This is a genomic window from Oceanospirillum maris DSM 6286, assembly GCF_000422865.1.
Classification (GTDB): domain Bacteria; phylum Pseudomonadota; class Gammaproteobacteria; order Pseudomonadales; family Halomonadaceae; genus Oceanospirillum; species Oceanospirillum maris.
This window is the reverse complement of sequence record NZ_KE383936.1, coordinates 71,692-89,104: the sequence shown is the minus strand read 5'-3', so window position 1 is coordinate 89,104 and position 17,413 is coordinate 71,692. Positions and strand designations below refer to the sequence as shown.

Genomic DNA, 17,413 nt, shown 5'->3' with positions numbered 1-17,413 from the left:
AATAAACTGAGCAATCAGTCAATGCTAACCCAAAGCTTTTTTTAACCCAATATAAAATACAGCTGAAAAGAATAGCCAACTATTCTTTATTCCCAAAGAGGATGCTCTCGCCACCCATCTGGAACCCCCATTGCCATACGATAAGCCGGAATACTCGTTATCGGCTCAATTAATGCGGTAGCGTCATCAACCCAATCTTGATCATTACCAATATGCCGTAGTAAGTGCCTAAGCATCAGTAATACATAGAAGACACGGTCATTTCGGGGAGTAATCGGTGGAGACCATTCTGGAAGCTTTGCTTTATCAGGTAGAATAGCCAATTTGCGGTTCCACAATCGGCTATGATGGGCACAAACATTTCGCACATAAGTAAACGTATGCAACCAGTCACCTAACCGCTTGTGATGCAGACCAAAGTGCTGGGCAACCGCTTTCTTGTCTTCAATGCCTGCTTTATGGTCATTTCTCAGACCTTTGTAGAAAAAAGACAAGGCACCAAAGCTCATGACTTCTGTCAGCATCCATACAGGAACATGGGGGAAGCCATTATATTTGCCTTTATAGTGGCGGATGAACTCATCTGATGATCGACGGGTTTCCTCCTCCAGCTTTGCTAACCACCTGGCATGATCAAATTTGGCGTGAAAGTTACTTGCATCAGTGTGGCCAAAGGCTCCGTACTTATGCCCCATGTGGTAGGTAATCTGAGTACGTACTGCAACTTCAATCCGCTCTAAGGCATCGAGAGTCAGTGAGCGAAGCTTCCTATCAAACACATATAACTCAATAGCCTGATCGAACCGAGCCCCCTTAATGAAACGACTGCCAATCAGCCCTTGAGCATCCCTTTCTCGGAATGGATACCAATAACCGCTAAGACGGTAGTAGCTGATAGAGGATAACTGGCGCAACGCCTCATCTTCATTATCAATAACCAGTCCCCTGTGCTTCAGGTGATCCAGTTGCTCAGAAAATGTTAGCGCTGGCTTCTTATAATCCTCAACCATGAGTCATTCAGCTCCAGATAGGCATAAAAAAACCGCCAAGGTTGCGCTTCTTCGATAGGCGTGGCGGTTATGTTGAGTTCATTTTAATTCTGCACAGCGCAGGATGCAACTCATCAGATATGGGTAATGATGTAAGTGAAACACAGAACCTGTTCCTTACTCACTGTTTTGACTGTGGCCAGGAGGTCTATTTCGTACGGAATACAACCTATTCAGGATGCTTTCTTGCGGATCAAGTTGAGCCTACTTGGGAGATATATCCCTGCTGGGAAAAACAACTGTTTAATCAGGCGAAGGAACGGGCGGAATGTCTGGAAGATGAAAAACGCGCACTAGAAGAAATCTTAGCTCGCCCCTTAACTGACATTCCTAGACCCCTCGACGTTCTATATGTTACCGGTATGGTATTCGGCCATATTAAATGTGGAGGTGCGGCTATACATCGCTGAGGCCTATGATGATAAAAGCCGTTTCAAGTTGTACATACATGCATTAGATACCTCTTAATTAACCCCCTTCGAGAAGAACCATGTACGAACTTGTCAGGTAGGGCGCGGAACCGCAACGTTATTATTCTATAAGTCGACAAGGTTTGATGTAATATCGGTGGTTAAATCTACATGGGTTTGGAATCCAGACCTAGTACCGCGACATCTATTAACGTCCTAAGCCGTAACAAACCGTTTTTCAAACATAAATTATTTCTCTGATATCCATTCTTTCGGAGGAGGATTATGGAAAAACGGTTTCGTTTCACCAATGACAAGATTCGTGCCATCCCCCCAAACCCGCCGGATGCCTGCGTGTAGTAGGCCCATAATAACCATTAAGATGCTCAGTAAACCGGCATATCAAAATCTATTCTCTGAAATCATTAAATGACATGAGAAGGGGAAAATAGCTAACCCTCTAGGGGGTGACACATATTTCAAATAGTCTCGCCACGGCCAATGCCTGAATAGATTAGGCCGCTAGTCCTTGCTTGTTCAGGATCATAGATATTTCTACCATCTAACAGCAGAGGCGTTCGCATCAACTTAGCGATTGACCTTAAGTCCAAATTCCAAAAAATCTTCCAATCCGTGAGCAGCATAATCGCGTTAACATCCTGCGCCGATTCCTCCGGACTTGAGCTGTACTCCACCAGAGGGTGTTCGCCTAACCAGCTCTGCACACTATTGGCGGCGATCGGATCATATATTTTGATAAAGACATCATGTGCCAGTAATGATGGAATTAGCTCAAGTGCAGCACTGCCAATAATGCTTGCCGTTTCTGGCTTAAAAGCACACCCCCAAATAGCGACGGAACACCCTTTTATATCGGCATTAAAGTAGCGCCAGAATTTTTGGAAAAGCAGGTCTTTTTGCTGTTGGTTTATTTCCCACACGCTCGATAACAGATTATATTTCTTACTTTCTTTGCCTCGTTCAAATTCTTCACTCAGGTGATTAAGCGTATTTAAAAAAGCGTCGCCACCAAAGCCACATCCAGGATAAAGATACTGGCTGCCTATTCGGGGATCGGATCCTAGGCCTTGTCTAACAAAATCAATATCCACTTCATGTTCACTTGCCAGGGCCGCTAGCTCATTCATAAAGCTAACCCGTGTGGCTAACATGCCGTTAATCGCGAGCTTTGTCATCTCTGCTGCTTTAGCAGGCATAAGCATGATACTAGAGTTATTTCTGTTAAAAGGGTGTATCAGCTGCTTTATTTTGTTTTGAGACTCTTCACAACCTCCGCCAATAATGTATCGCTCAGCGGTGACATAGCTCTCGACAGCACGCCCAGACTCTATAAATAGAGGCCAGTAAACACAATCAATACACGTTAAACCTGTATTCTTTAATCTTTCTTCTAGAGCATCTGTTGCTCCAACTTTTACAGGCTGCGTTAAAACATAAACACCTAAATTATTATTTTCCGAACAAGAATTTGCATACCTTTCTAAGGCTATTAAATGCTTTTCTTCAGCGGCATCTAGCCTAGCATCTAGCAATATATCAATATGATCACGGTATTCATTATCTTGTGGAATAACGGTCAATCTATCTTTTTGCTCTACAATCAATCGTATTAAATCAGGTTCTACCAGTTCATTTTTTAAACTATTATTTTGTTTTTCTATATCGGATAAAAAGCTCGCACTTGTCATATTAACCGCTAATTTCATATTAGAAGCTAATTCAACATGGCAGCCCGTTGAGGCAAATACTGCAGCGATCGTCCAAGCCTCAAGGCCGTCGCCTAAAATACGAATTTTCATTATTCTATTCTTTCCTGAAGTCTTGAATCATACTCGCTAGGGCTAAAGTGGAGCTATCAAGCGCTCCAGCTTTATTAGGCTCATTGTCTTCAGAGAACAGACATTTCAACTGTGATGCAACTTGCTTACCAAGCTCAACACCCCATTGATCAAACGGGTTAATGCCCCAAATAACAGCCTGAGTAAATACTTTATGTTCATAACAAGCGATCAAACTACCTAAGGTAAATGCATCTAGTTTTGGCAATACTAACGTTGAAGAAGGCTGATTACCTGGATAATTTCTAAATGGGTTTGAATTATTTCCTATTGCGTAGTTACCAAAAGCAAGAACTCTTGATTGAGCTAAGCAGTTTGATATATTCAGTTCATGCTGCGCAACTAAAGAATTTTTATGTGAGTCATCTTGATTCGTATCATATCGCTTGGCTGCCAGAATAAAGTCAGCCGCTACAGATTGCGTACCTTGGTGTAGTAATTGATAAAACGCATGCTGTGCATTAGCACCAACTTCTCCCCATAAAATAGGGCATGTTGAGTAATCGATAGGCTCGCCATCTTGTGTAACCGACTTACCATTACTTTCCATTTCTAGTTGAGTGAGGTAAGAAGGAAAGTATTTAAGACGACCATCATAAGGAAGAATCGCCTGAGCTTTAATATTGAGTATATTAACATTCCAAATACCAATAAGAGCCATCATCACCGGTATATTTTTCTCTGGGGGACTCGTTCGGTAGTGCTCATCTAAACTATGGGCACCCTTCAAAAGCTCCCGAAACAAAGGCATACCTAAAGCAAGAGCAATAGATAAGCCAACGGAAGACCACAGCGAGTAACGCCCGCCGACCCAGTCCCATATTGATAGCTGATTCTTCTCTACAATGCCCCACTCGCTCATCTTTTCTGCAGAAGAAGATATACCAATAAAATGACAGCGTAGCATCAACTCTTTATTAGGACATACGCTAAGAAGCCATGACCGTGCTGTATTTGCATTGGATAATGTATCTATAGTTGTGAACGATTTTGATGCTATAAGGAATACTGTGGTTTCAGGTTTTAAATCCTTTAATAAGCCAAATAATTGGCTGCCATCAATAGTCGATGCAAAATGTACATTTAAAGAACCAACTGATGGTAAAGAGTACTCTCTCAGAGCATGGCAGACCATTAATGGCCCTAAATCACTACCACCCACACCCAAATTAACAACATCTGTTATTCGTTTTCCTGAAAAACCACGCCAAGTGCCATTGTGTATTTGATTAACAATTAGCTCCATATGGTCTAATTGATCATTAACTATATTATAGCTTTCTTTTTGCTTCTCTTTTGGTACCCGTAGCTGGGTATGTAATGCAGCACGGTCTTCACTCTTATTGACTAAGCTACCATTGAATAACATTTTAATATGTTCTGGAACATTTGACTCATAATAAAGATCACATAATAATTTTATTGAATCATCATTTACTCTTTGCTTGCTTATATCAAGCGTAATACCCTCTGTCTGGATAATATAATCTTTACCTCTTGCAGGTTGCTTATCAAATATCTCTGCTATATGAGGTATATTTTCAGCATTTTCCTTTAAAAACTGAAATGCTTTTCTTTCAGTTAGCAAATTATTTTTTGCCATAAACTCCACACATCAAGGCTATATATCTTAAATTTTTAAAAGACTAATCAATTAGTCCTGCTTCTTTAGCCAAAATATAATTTGCATTAGCCCAGCCTTTAATATTACCGCAATCAAAGACTCTACTTGTCATGCTATAGGCATCAACAGGGTAACCTGAGGCTATTAAGCTAGAGATAGCATCTGTCAATTGTATCTCACCACCAACACCTGCCGTTGTTTTACCAAGTGTTGCCATAATACGGCCCGGTAAGATATACCTTCCGACAACAGATAAACAACTTGGCGCTTTATCCTGAGTAGGTTTTTCTACCAGATTGTATATTGGCGTTGACTCACCTGGAGATAGCGCCACACCCTTACAGTCGACTATGCCATACTGCTCCACTTCAGTTGGAGCAACTTCATGAACCATGATTTGCGCTGATTGAGTTACATTAGATGCTTCAACCATTTTCGCAAGATCTGTCGATATTGACTGACATTCTGTTCTGTTTTTTATTAGTACATCAGGAAGAATCACTGCAAAATTTTCATCAGGGCTAATAAGATGCTGTGCACAATAGATCGCATGCCCAAGTCCTAATGCCCTATCTTGTCTTATACTTACAATATTAAGCTCATCATATATGCTAGAGTTCAGCCGCTCCAACAGCTCATTTTTGCCTTTCTCTTTAAGTAAAGATTCCACTTCATCCAGTCGATTAAAATGATTTTCAATTGCAGACTTACCAGATCTTGTAACTAAAATTATTTCAGTTATACCTGATGATAAAACTTCTTCTACAATATGCTGAATTAATGGCCTATCTACCACAGGGACTAGTTAGGTATCGATTTACTGATTGGTAACAATCGTGTACCTAGGCCAGCGACAGGAATAATCGCTTTTTTCAACAAGGTGGACTCCTTACTAATCCGTTTCATGTTATCTAGCACCATAGCCTGTAGCTATGGTTCTGACTGTTTTTAACGCTATAAGCACATCAAGCCAAATTGAAAAATTCTTTATATAATAAAAGTCATATTGCAATTTATTTGTCATACCTGTTAATTCAGCCGCATAGCCTTGATTGACTTGAGCCCACCCAGAAATACCAGGTCTAACGACATGCCTATAACTAAAGAAAGGGATATCTCGCTCATACCATTCAGATAGTTTCAATGATTCTGGTCTTGGACCAATAAAACTCATATCACCTTTAACTATATTTATCAGTTGTGGTATTTCATCTATTCTATATTTCCTTATAAATTTTCCGAATTTGGTAATTCTTGGATCCTCGCCTAACTCAGTAAAATCACGTCCGGTTGATAGGTGTATCATACTTCTAAACTTAAAGACCTTAAACACTTCACCACGATACCCCATTCTATTTTGAACAAAAAAAACAGGGCCATTTGAATCCATCTTTATTAGGATACCAATAACAATAACAAAGGGTAAAAGAATAGGTGATAACAGTATAACAGCTAGCGTATCATAAAATCTTTTGAAACCTAGGTAAAAACCCGAAGGCAATAAATTACCAAAATGGTTTTCTGCTAAGTGCTCTATCCTAACTTTTCCTGTTAGAGCCTCTTCTACTTGTTTAAAATGAAGCACAGGAATATGAGCAAGTGTACAACGTGCAAGAAATCTCTCCCACTCAGGAGAGAGTTCCTTGGCATGAAGATCCGCAACAACAGCATCAAACCGTCGGTCTTCAAGGTCACATTTTTCTAACACGTGGCTATTAACATGAATATTACCAATCAGCTGAAGAGCCCGACCATAGGGAACAATTGCAATTTTTAATCGCCCAAACCGTTGACTTAAGAAATAATTAGCACTATTCCAAATAATAGATATAAAATAACTAGAAGCTATTAACTCCCAAACAACATAAGAGTGAATAATATAAAATATCAGTCCAAACAATCCCCAAACGATACATGGAATCGCTACAAATACTGGTAAACTTCTTGCCCCAGGAAAATGTTGCACCTTATAACAAAGATAAAAAACGACAAAAAATGAAGAGCAATTATAAAGCAATGTAGGAAAAACATTTTCCATCTCATGTAGAGAAAGAAAAATAAAAAAAGGTGCAAAAACAACTAAAAACAACCCTAATATAGCATGAAAAGCACTACTAAATATTAGTAATTCATACCACTTTGAGTGACGTCGATTAAAAGTCAGCCTCATGACTTGGCTCCAATCAATTGGTTCTAATATGAAACAAACCTAACATTACTGCTAGTAGTAAAATAATTTGATCTCGACGTCTTCTACGTATTTTATTAAAATTCTTAATCAAATAAAGTCGAGAATTTAATTTATTTCTGTCTGGAAATAAAATAGCGTTGGCAACATTATTAACTTGCTTCGAATACCAACCATCGTTTATTTTTTTTAATCGGCTAATATAAGCCGAAAAACCAATATTTGCACCGACTGAGTTACACTCATGTTGTCGATAATACATTGAAGCTTCTTCATCGATCAGCCAGTTTATATTATTCTGTCTGCAAAAAGCATAAATCAACCAATCATGAAGATATACATTCTTTATTTTTTCTTCATTATCTAAAAAAAACGCTTTAACTTTATTTGCAACTTCATTTCTAAGCACAAAGGTACAGCCAGGGCCTGCCGACTCAAACAAGTAATCAAGTGCTCTTTGCGGATATGATTTTTTTATAACTGATTCTCTTCCATTCGGCCAAAAAGCGATGACATTACTCGATACAGCTCCGATCATTTTATTGATCATCTTCTCATATGCTCTGTTCAGCTTATAAGGCATCCAAATATCATCTTGATCCGATAGTGCAATAAAATCATAAGAAGAAAAGTCAACATCACGAAAAAGCCTAATAAAATTCGCCCCCGCACTACCAAACTTTTCGCCATATGGTAAAACAATGATTTTTTTATTTGCCCCGTATTCAGACAAAACAAACTCGTGTGTACCATCACTAGAGAAGTCAACACTAATATAAAGATTAACATTAACTTTATCTTGATTTAATATGCTATCAATCTGTTCTTTAATCCATTTTCTACCATTATATGCAGCCAATAATACTGCTATTTTTGGTTTATAATGACTGTGGTTAGCATTCATTAAATTAAACCCCGAAAAAGCTAAGTGCTAAACCTGTCATCAACGTATTAAATAAGATCAGAAAGAACATCATTCAATTCACTTTGCCACTCAGGTATATCTACAAACCCTAGATTCTTTATTTTCTCACAGTCTAGAATAGAGAAATTAGGTCTTTTGGCTAGTGTAGGATACTCACTCGTTGAAATGCCTTTTAAACCTGGTTCATGTTCCAACAAACCTAATTGTTTCGATTGTTTGAATATCTCTTGAGCAAAGTCGTACCAACTACATGAAGGTTTATTACTATAGTGATAAAGCCCCCATGGGAAATCTTCTTTAGTACTCGTACTATCATATTTATAAAGAAGACAGCCAAAGGCCCACAAAGCTTTTGCTATGCTCGCTGCACTCGTTGGGCAGCCAAACTGATCAGACACAACACTTATTTCAGACCTATCTCTACCAAGGCGCAGCATCGTTTTAACAAAATTGTTGCCACTAGAACTGAATACCCAACTAGTGCGCAGGATAATATGCTTATCGCAAAATTCCGTTAAGGCTTTTTCTCCTGCCAATTTTGATGCACCATAAACACCAATAGGGTTCGTGGCATCACTCTCAGTATAAGGCGTCTCTTTTTTACCACAAAAAACATAGTCGGTAGAGATATGGAATACTGGGATTCCACGTGCTCCTGCAGCTATTGCTATATTTTTAACACCGTTATCATTAATGCTAAACGCTTTATCAGCTTCTGTTTCAGCCTTATCAACTGCAGTATAGGCAGATGCGTTAATAACTATAAATGGGTTAAATTCAACAAAGTAATCATCAACTGATCCTTTATCTGTCACATCTAATTCAGATGAAGTAGGCGCTATAACATTAAAATAATCGGGTGCTAGCTTTATAAGCTCTGAGCCCACTTGCCCTGTAGAACCAACAATCAAAACATTCATATATAAACCTATAAAAATCCTAGAACAACAAACAAAGAAAGTATAATGATAAATATAACTTTACTTTTTTCGATTTGGAAAAATAATTTATCCACACTTTCATTTGAATGGTCGTTCAAATTTGAGCAATCCTTATCAAAAGATCCTTTTAGCATCCCACTGATAAAATCATTACTATTCAAAATGGAAAATTTAGATAAAATTAAATTATTATAAAAATATTTAATACCATCTGAAAGCAACATACAGACAAATAAAATTCTTATAGGAACCCATTCTAAAATATTTTTAAGAAACTCTGATATGCAAAAATCTTTAACAAAAAATCGATGGTTCTTACTGAATAAGAATAAAAGCCTTGAAAAAAAAGCACCTTCTATTCCAATTAAGAAAAACAAAAATATTATTACAAAAAAATCTTGTACGACCGTTTTTATCATATGGACAAGAGCATTGAAATAGGTGTCATCACTACCATTTCCTTCCTCTTTCAGAGCCTTAGATACATATATAAAGGCACCTTGTGTATCGCCTCTGTTGCATGATTCATTAAACTTTCGAAACCAGTCGATACTGTCTTTTCGACCTAGGCTGTAAAGAAGTATTGCTACAGAAATGATAAAAACAGGTAAGCCTAAGGCAATGCCATCCAGGCTATTGATAAAAACATAAAGCGCTAATACGGGAAAAATCACCGTGAGGAAAAATATTAATGCATCAGGCATCTGCCGAGAATAGCCTGAGCAACCATCAGTATCTCCATATTCAGCTTCATAAAGATGGCGAGCACGTTTTACATCTTTCTTGCAGAACTTCATTTTTAGACTATGCACCCAAGAGTCCGCGTGTCCACTAGGTACCAAGCCAAAAATAGCTCTCAATATTAATGTAGTAATTAAAACGATGAAGTCCATGCCTTCCTCTACTTTCTTTTTGCTATGCCTATCTATGAGCTAGCAACACTATTCCGATAGCGCACCCAGTCAAATGCTGGGCCAGGGTCAGTCTTCCGTCCTGGCGCTATATCACTGTGCCCCACTATTCTATCCGTTGTAATCTTAGGGTAATAGTCACAAATCTCACAAGTGACCTGAGCCAAGCTTTGGTACTGTTGCGGGCTATATGGGCAATTATCTGAACCTTCTAGCTCGATACCGATGGAAAAATCGTTACAGTTTTCCCGCCCTTGAAACACTGATCGCCCTGCGTGCCACGCTCTTTTGTTGAGCGGGACAAATTGAGTAACACGCCCATCACGGTGAATTAAGGCGTGGGCAGATACCTCAAGGCCTTCGATCTCCTTAAAAAAAGGATGGCGCGAGTGATCGAGGCAATTCGTAAAAAATCGTTCGATGTCATCTCCGCCAAATTGCCCTGGCGGTAAACTGATATTATGAATCACCAGCAGATCGACCATAAGTGGATCTGGACGAAGATTAAAATTAGGCGAAGGCCTACGGATCCCATCAGGTAACCAGATATCTTGGGACATTTTTTACTCTATTTCTAGCCGCAATAAATAATGGGCTACAGTCTACCTGATCCTGTTCTTTTACGCAGGCAGTATGCTATGTCCTAGTCGCTGCTTTTATTGTCATTTATCTTTATAATGTTTGCAGTTTTTTATCCTAATGAGTGATCGAGGTTGTTTATGTCCACGCATCCCCTGCTAGAAAAAGATATCCCCACCCAAGTTGCTGGGGCCATTGCCGAGGATGTAGGCGGCGGCGATATTACTGCCATGCTAATACCGGCAGAGCGACAAGCACGGGCACGAGTCATCACCCGTGATGATGCTATTTTGTGCGGCACGGCTTGGGTAAACGAAGTGTTTCGTCAAATTGACCCCGAAGTAAAAGTCATCTGGCAAACAAAAGATGGTGAACGTGTTACTCGAAATCAAGTGCTGTTTTATCTTGAAGGATCCGCTCGCTCTCTACTAACAGGAGAGCGTTGTGCGCTTAACTTTGTGCAAACACTTTCCGGCACAGCGACTCGCTGCCAGCAGTATGCCGACCTTGTATCAGACACCAAAGTACAGTTACTCGATACCCGAAAAACATTACCGGGCTTACGTCTTGCACAGAAGTACGCAGTCACCTGTGGCGGATGCTTTAATCACCGCATCGGTTTATATGATGCGTTTTTGATTAAAGAAAATCATATATCAGCCTGTGGCTCGATTGCGGCCTCTATCGAACGGGCCCATGAAATCGCTCCGGGTAAGCCCGTAGAAGTGGAAGTAGAAAACTTAGAAGAGTTAAACCAAGCTCTAGAGGCTGGTGCCGACATTATTATGATCGACAATTTCTCATTAGAAATGATGCGAGAAGCAGTACGCATTGCAGATGGCCAAGCTAAGCTAGAAGCATCAGGCGGTGTCACCGACGAAACGCTACGGGATATCGCTCTAACCGGCGTTGATTACATCTCTATTGGCGCACTAACTAAAGACTGTAAAGCGGTTGATCTTTCTATGCGCTTAGTTGAGATCTGATCATCGACCACGCTTATGCCTAGTCAGAATCTGTGTGGATGCATGACGAATCACGTCATGCATACCATGCATATACCTGCCAATCAGGCGTTAGAATCAATGGAAAGTCGCTGTACTTACTGCGTTAACGATTTACTTCAACGCCGTTGCTGCCAATGCTTTTTCTAATTTTTCCTTAGGCCATATTTTAACGCTTGCCGGTATTTGATCTGCTTTTACCGTAGTACCTTGCCCTGCCTGATCGATCTCAACCTGCCCTTGAGTATTTAGGATATAAACGCCTTTTCCCGAGATCATAGCCACATCAAGATTTTCAGAAAAGATAAAACCCGCTAAAAAATCGGTGCCCCGTATCCCAATTGTAGCGACGGATGTTTCAACCTCAAACTTAGGATTCTTTTGCTTACCTATCGCTCCAGTTATTGCCCTAAATGCGCCTTTGAGCAACTTAAACTGAGCATCTGACGTACCTGCTTTTTGATCAAATTGATAACGCTTAATCTCAAACTGAGTCGTCTCACCCAAATTGACTCGGGTGTTATCATTAAACCTCAGACTTAACCGGCTACCTTTCGGTGTCACAAGGCGATCACCCGTTTGCACAAGGGTATTGTGATCGACGGTGATGCGTCGATCACCTCGTATAAGGTGCGGCTTTCCTTGGAGGCCATCAATATTTCCTACGACGTTACGGTTCCCCCCCTCTGCGCTAACATTTGGGCTGATAAAGATAAAAACAGGGATTAATAAGCAACGTATTAAATAGGCTAAAATTGATCGTTTCATGGCAAAACCCTTTCAATGGCGAGAAAAAAACAAGCTATGAGTACAACGCTTTTTGCTCCAACTTTTGCCATGTCAGCATCAGCCGAAGATCTAACTCTAACTGAAAGTAATCTGGCAGCATATGCTGACACAGCTGGTAAAAACCTTTGTTGTGATCCCGTTCCTTTAAATGGGCCAGTTCGTGAACAAGGATCATCTGTAAAAAATCTTCGGGGCACTTTTTAAAACAAGGATCGATACGGATTTCGTGGCTGGCTTTTAACTTGCCGCCGTGGGCCCGTGTAATATGGGCATTTAAGCCAAGGGCATGATGAATAACGCTAACCTTAGGATCAAAGCAGACTTTTTTCAGCGGCGGCGCTTTCTTCATATAGCGCTGCTTTAATCCGATGGTGAACTCATACAGGCGCTCATTACTGGCAATATCATGGGTCTGTGGATAGCGCTGTAACAGATATGACTTTAGTTTACCTTGCTCAATCAGCTGCTGTACCTGTTGCTGTATTGTCTCTGAGTAACCTTTTAAATAAGTTTGCGAGGGCATAAGGGCCACCTTTAGTGTGTCTCTATGGTCATTTATCCGGCGATGTTCGATATGGGATTTGAATCTCGGTAAGGTACTCTTCTTGCCGATCTGTTTCATGGATATCCAGTTTGTAAATTTCTAGGGCGGGGCCTGCGGCCTCAAGCTGATACCTGTTCATATAGTCCCGTAAGCGCTGATACTGCTGGGCGATAACCTCAGGGCTTTCACCTCGGTAATACAGACAAAGATAATCCCCCCCTGTTAGTTGGTCGTCACCCTCTTCATCGAAAATAAAGACCTGTTTATAGGTATGATATTCGCCCTGCTCTAGTGCCGCCTGCCCAACCAACACCCCAGCTTTACCCCAGGCAAAGTAAGCTATTTTTTGGTCGGTCATCTGGCTCTCTATCTCTTTATGAATCCGATCAACCTCCCAGAGGTTAGAGGTTTTAGCCGGTAGGATTCTGGCCTTACGTTCAGGCAGAACTTGCCGCCGGATTTCTGACGCTTCATTAATAGCTCGGGCCTTTTCTAAATAAGCCTGGCGATGCTTGAGTTCTTGCTCTAGCTGTTCTAGCTCACTCTTTTTCTTAGCGATGGTCTCTAGCTGAAGATTTAACAGCGCAGCGCTGCTATCAAGAGTCCGATCTTGAATAAAATGGGCAATATCAGATAAGCCTAGGTCTAATTTGCGCAAGGTACGAATCAGGTTCAGCTTCCAAATCTGACGGCTGTCATAATAACGATAACCACTGTCAGTGACTTTAGACGGCAGCAATAAGCCGAGCTTTTCGTAGTGCCTTAGGGTTTCAACACTAATGCCATAGAGCTTACTGACCTGCCCAATGCGATATAGCTTCATCTTTTTTTCCTACTCGAATGCTTAGCAATGGTTGACTCTGTAATAGACTGAGACTTTAGACTGCAACGCTATGCTAAAGCAAGGAGAGGCATCATGCTGTCACATTCACAATCTCGTGCTCACCCTAGTGCTCGTCCTAGCACTGATTCGAGTGCCGCCCCTAATACCCACCCCATCAACCATCATGTGGGGAAAACCTTAATCCGTTTTGCGCTACCTTCCATTGCATCAGTATGGGTATTCAGTCTGTACGGTATTATTGATGGTATCTTTGTCGGTCAAGTGGTTGGGGCAGAAGCATTGGCCGCAGTTAACCTGAGCTTACCCTTTGTAGGGATTCTGTTCGCCGTCTCGATAATTGTCAGTATTGGCGCAGCAACAGCGGCTGGAGTTCAACGAGGGGCCGGTCAATATGAGAAGGGCAATCGAATTTTCTCTACCGCTGTATATAGTTTGTTCGGCTTTGGGCTTGTTGCTTGCTCTCTAAGCTTTATTTTCTTGGAAGATATCGCATGGCTATTGGGCGCACGGGGAGCGATGATCGACCATGTTAGTGAATACCTCTGCGTGCTGCTATTTTTTAACACCGCGTATCTGGTTTCCTACGCCTTAGAAGTTTTTTGTAAGGCCGATGGCTTTCCTGGCCGTGAGTTACTGGCGATCTGCATGGCGGCAATGACAAATATCCTGTTGGATTACCTGTTTATTATCGAATGGGATATGGGTTTAACCGGCGCAGCATTAGCCACAGGCATTGCACAATCGGTCAGCCTCTCTTTTTTACTGCTACATTTTCTGGGCTTTATGCGCAGTCGAGGCACTTTAAGGCTGATTGCCGTAAAGCCGTCATGGTTACAACTAAAAGGCTTTGTTCGTATCGGGTTACCCGATGGTATTACGGAAATGTCCATGGGGTTAATTTTACTCGCCTTTAATAATGCTATTGCTATTTATATGGGCGTACCGGCATTAGCAGCATTTAGCGTGATTGGTTATATCAGCATTATGATGCTACAAACCTTTTTGGGCTTAACTCAAGGTATGCAACCTTTAGTAAGCTTTCTGAACGGCCAAAGTAAACATTCTGCTCGCGCCACACAAATAGCACTACAACAGCTACTACGCTTAACGCTGTTTGGGGCTTTAGGCCTAGGGTTATTTGCTTATGGTTTAATATATTTCTTTGGTGCGTCAGTAGCTGGGCTATTCCTTGATGATGCTCATTTAATTTTACTGTCGCACCAGTTAATGACCCTATTCTGTCTTAGCTTTATTCTGATGGGGTTAAATGTCGTCATCGCTGGATTTTTTACCGCATTGGAACAGCCGATGTTCGCTGGAGGAATTTCAATACTGCGGGGTGGCGTCCTTGTCGGTATTCTACTTATGATTGCCCCTTCATTGTGGGGCACAGAAAGTATCTGGTTTATCCCTCTAATCAGCGAATTACTGGTACTAGGTGTCAGTCTACTGTTACTCAAAAGATTCAAGCTATTCCAGCAACTCAAGCCATGCCAATATTGAGACAAAAAACCCTTAAAAAATACGGTTATTTACACTTCGATACATTCGTTCAATAATACTGGGAACCGACTTAATATAAGAATCTTTTTCATGGCCTCAATAATTCCAAATAATAGTGAGCTTTTTTTCGAAGAAAATGACCTGATTATTAGTAAAACCTGCTTAAAAGGAAATATTCGATACGCTAATCGTGCTTTTATGGCTATTTCAGGTTTTTCAGAACAAGAGTTACGTGGTAAACCCCATAACATCATTCGTCACCCTGATATGCCAAAAGGGGTGTTTCGCTTAATGTGGAAGACCTTACAGCAAGGGGAAGAGTTCTTCGGCTTTGTGAAGAATCTTTGTACTGATGGTTCCTTTTATTGGGTTTTCGCCAATATTACCCAAGATGTTGACTCAAATGGCACCGTTCAAGGTTATTACTCTGTTCGCCGAAAACCTTTACCAAAGGTCATTCACAATGTTATTGAGCCGTTATACCAACGCATGTTGGATGTTGAGGCTCAATATCAAGGCCCAGAGGCATTAGAGCGTTCAGTACAATTGATAAGTCATTGGCTTGAACAGGAAGGTGTTGATTACAACCAAGCCATGATCACCCTCTATCAGCATGGCCAAATTAAAGGCTCTAGCACAAACCAACAAAAGGATACTATCCATGGCCAACGTGCGTAATGAGACAAGCCGAGGAGTCCCCTTTTTAAAGACACAATTTATTTGGGGCGGCTTAATTTCTTATTCAGTGATTACGGCTACGTTTATCTACTCAACGTGGCAGTACGGGCTGGATCTTTGGCATGTTGCTGGCGGTATGATCGTCACTATTATTTTAGCGCTGAATATTGTTCAATCTTTTCGGATGATAGAAACACTCAAACGACTGCAAACGACACTATCAAGCAGCATTGATGGTGAACTGCATCACCGAGTGCACAATACAAAAGGTTTGGGTGAATTGGGTCAGGTTGCTTGGGCCTTAAATGATCTGCTTGATCTAGCGGAGAGCTACTTTAAAGAGGTTGATACTGCTTTTCAGCAAGTTGCCCAAGGCAATTTCAATCGACCACCGCTTAGTGCAGGGTTACCGGGGCGCATGGGTGATTCATTACGCTCGATTACACAATCGATTGAAGCGATGAAAGAAAATGAAAGGTTGCTTAATAGCAATAGCCTTGCCTCTCAGCTGCACGGTTTAAACACCGGCAACCTGATTAGAAACCTTCAGCAAACCCAGCATGATTTAAGTCGTATCGACCAAGAAATTCGACACGTTGGTGACAACGCCAGTCAAAATGCCTCCGATGCAAAAGCCTCCCTCAACGATGTTGAAACGATCAGCAATGCCATTAAAGATATTGCAAACACGGTTAACCAAGCAACAGAGGTGGTCCAAGTACTAAGCCATGATAGCGCCAAAGTCGCCGACTCTCTGATGACCATTAAAGAGATTGCGGATCAAACAAACTTATTGGCACTTAACGCCTCTATCGAAGCCGCACGAGCCGGTGAACAAGGTCGTGGTTTTGCCGTGGTAGCGGATGAGGTCAAAGCGCTATCTCAACGCACTAAAGATGCGGCTGAAAATGTCGATACCATCCTGTCAGGCTTTAGCCAACGCGTAGACGAGGTGAGTCAGATGTCATCACGCTCACAGAGCGTTACATCGGAGATCGAAGCCTTGGTGCAACAATTTGAAGGACGCTTCACTCGACTGGCTAATTCGTCAGAGCAATCAGCCAATCAAGTACAAGGCGTTGCCACAGTGATTTACCACGCGTTATTAAAGCTCGATCACATTATTTATAAACAAAATGCTTATGTCATTCTTGGCAATCGGGATGAAGATCTAGACTACTCTGCGGCTCAAGTGGACCATACCGAATGCCAGCTAGGGCAATGGTATTACACAGAATCTACTCAACTGTCATTTGCCAGCAGCCAAGCCTATAGATCCCTTGAAGCACCTCATAAAGCCGTTCATAGCAATATCCATGAAGCGCTCGCACTCATCGAGCAAGATTGGTATACCCATGTTGATATTCGCGACGAGATCGTTAAAGCGATGGAACGTTCTGAAGAGGCCAGCAGTGCGGTTATGTTCCATATCGATCAAATGACCGACACCCACATGCAACAGCTTAATATCGCCTAAGTATTTTTCAAATCAGCCTCCGGTTTATAACCCTCGACCGGAGGCTATAGCCGCTAAGTTTTACCGCCGCTAACCGCTAGGTTTTACC

16 protein-coding genes are annotated in these 17,413 nt (G+C 41.3%); 4 read left to right on the top strand and 12 right to left on the bottom strand.

Going from position 1 to position 17,413, the window contains the following annotated elements; genetic code table 11:
* Positions 1-86 precede the first annotated feature (86 nt).
* The 9 genes from G517_RS0112370 to ampD form a co-directional block, all read right to left on the bottom strand.
* Positions 87-1,010: an Abi family protein gene (locus G517_RS0112370; protein WP_028304667.1), complete on the bottom strand. Its 924-nt coding sequence runs from the start codon at positions 1,008-1,010 to the stop codon at positions 87-89.
* Positions 1,011-1,938: 928 nt separating this feature from the next.
* A complete protein-coding gene (locus G517_RS19030; protein WP_169447914.1) occupies positions 1,939-3,186 on the bottom strand; it encodes a UDP binding domain-containing protein in 1,248 nt (415 codons plus the stop codon).
* A 97-nt stretch (positions 3,187-3,283) separates the two neighbouring features.
* A complete protein-coding gene (gene pgi, locus G517_RS0112355) occupies positions 3,284-4,921 on the bottom strand; it encodes a glucose-6-phosphate isomerase (RefSeq protein WP_028304665.1) in 1,638 nt (545 codons plus the stop codon).
* Between the two features lie 43 nt (positions 4,922-4,964).
* Complete coding sequence (locus G517_RS19025; RefSeq protein ID WP_245543248.1) at positions 4,965-5,738, bottom strand: UTP--glucose-1-phosphate uridylyltransferase; 774 nt, start codon at positions 5,736-5,738, stop codon at positions 4,965-4,967.
* 111 nt (positions 5,739-5,849) lie between these two features.
* Positions 5,850-7,112 (bottom strand): sugar transferase, encoded by a 1,263-nt coding sequence (locus G517_RS21125; RefSeq protein ID WP_036591455.1) that lies wholly within the window; start codon positions 7,110-7,112, stop codon positions 5,850-5,852.
* 13 nt (positions 7,113-7,125) lie between these two features.
* Complete coding sequence (locus tag G517_RS0112340; protein ID WP_028304663.1) at positions 7,126-8,034, bottom strand: glycosyltransferase; 909 nt, start codon at positions 8,032-8,034, stop codon at positions 7,126-7,128.
* A gap of 47 nt (positions 8,035-8,081) precedes the next feature.
* On the bottom strand, positions 8,082-8,975 hold the full coding sequence (gene rfbD / locus G517_RS0112335; protein ID WP_028304662.1) for a dTDP-4-dehydrorhamnose reductase: 894 nt from the start codon (positions 8,973-8,975) through the stop codon (positions 8,082-8,084).
* Between the two features lie 8 nt (positions 8,976-8,983).
* Positions 8,984-9,889, bottom strand: coding sequence for a hypothetical protein (locus G517_RS0112330; RefSeq protein ID WP_028304661.1), 906 nt, complete (start codon positions 9,887-9,889; stop codon positions 8,984-8,986).
* Between the two features lie 32 nt (positions 9,890-9,921).
* The gene (gene ampD / locus G517_RS0112325) at positions 9,922-10,467 is read right to left on the bottom strand and encodes a 1,6-anhydro-N-acetylmuramyl-L-alanine amidase AmpD (protein WP_028304660.1); all 546 of its coding nucleotides are present in this window, start codon (positions 10,465-10,467) and stop codon (positions 9,922-9,924) included.
* Between the two features lie 159 nt (positions 10,468-10,626).
* Here ampD and nadC point away from each other — a divergent pair, with 159 nt between their 5' ends.
* Complete coding sequence (nadC, locus tag G517_RS0112320) at positions 10,627-11,472, top strand: carboxylating nicotinate-nucleotide diphosphorylase (protein ID WP_028304659.1); 846 nt, start codon at positions 10,627-10,629, stop codon at positions 11,470-11,472.
* A 132-nt stretch (positions 11,473-11,604) separates the two neighbouring features.
* On the opposite strand, the gene G517_RS20230 is transcribed toward nadC, so the two are convergent.
* Genes G517_RS20230 through G517_RS0112305 form a run of 3 tightly spaced genes read right to left on the bottom strand, consistent with a single transcriptional unit; the run spans position 11,605 to position 13,646 of the window.
* On the bottom strand, positions 11,605-12,258 hold the full coding sequence (locus tag G517_RS20230) for a FecR family protein (protein ID WP_051206368.1): 654 nt from the start codon (positions 12,256-12,258) through the stop codon (positions 11,605-11,607).
* Between the two features lie 34 nt (positions 12,259-12,292).
* Positions 12,293-12,802, bottom strand: coding sequence for a YgjP-like metallopeptidase domain-containing protein (locus G517_RS0112310; protein WP_028304658.1), 510 nt, complete (start codon positions 12,800-12,802; stop codon positions 12,293-12,295).
* A gap of 28 nt (positions 12,803-12,830) precedes the next feature.
* Positions 12,831-13,646 carry a MerR family transcriptional regulator gene (locus G517_RS0112305; protein ID WP_028304657.1) on the bottom strand — a complete coding sequence of 272 codons (816 nt, stop codon included), beginning with the start codon at positions 13,644-13,646 and terminating at the stop codon, positions 12,831-12,833.
* Between the two features lie 93 nt (positions 13,647-13,739).
* Between G517_RS0112305 and G517_RS0112300 the strand changes: the two genes are divergently transcribed.
* The 3 genes from G517_RS0112300 (at position 13,740) to G517_RS19010 (ending at position 17,325) form a co-directional block, all read left to right on the top strand.
* Positions 13,740-15,170, top strand: coding sequence for an MATE family efflux transporter (locus tag G517_RS0112300; protein ID WP_051206367.1), 1,431 nt, complete (start codon positions 13,740-13,742; stop codon positions 15,168-15,170).
* Positions 15,171-15,260: 90 nt separating this feature from the next.
* Positions 15,261-15,848, top strand: a complete 588-nt coding sequence (locus tag G517_RS19015) for a PAS domain-containing protein (protein ID WP_051206366.1) — start codon at positions 15,261-15,263, stop codon at positions 15,846-15,848.
* Positions 15,832-17,325 carry a methyl-accepting chemotaxis protein gene (locus G517_RS19010; RefSeq protein ID WP_036591451.1) on the top strand — a complete coding sequence of 498 codons (1,494 nt, stop codon included), beginning with the start codon at positions 15,832-15,834 and terminating at the stop codon, positions 17,323-17,325. Before G517_RS19015 ends, G517_RS19010 begins: the two co-directional genes overlap by 17 nt.
* Positions 17,326-17,413 lie beyond the last annotated feature (88 nt).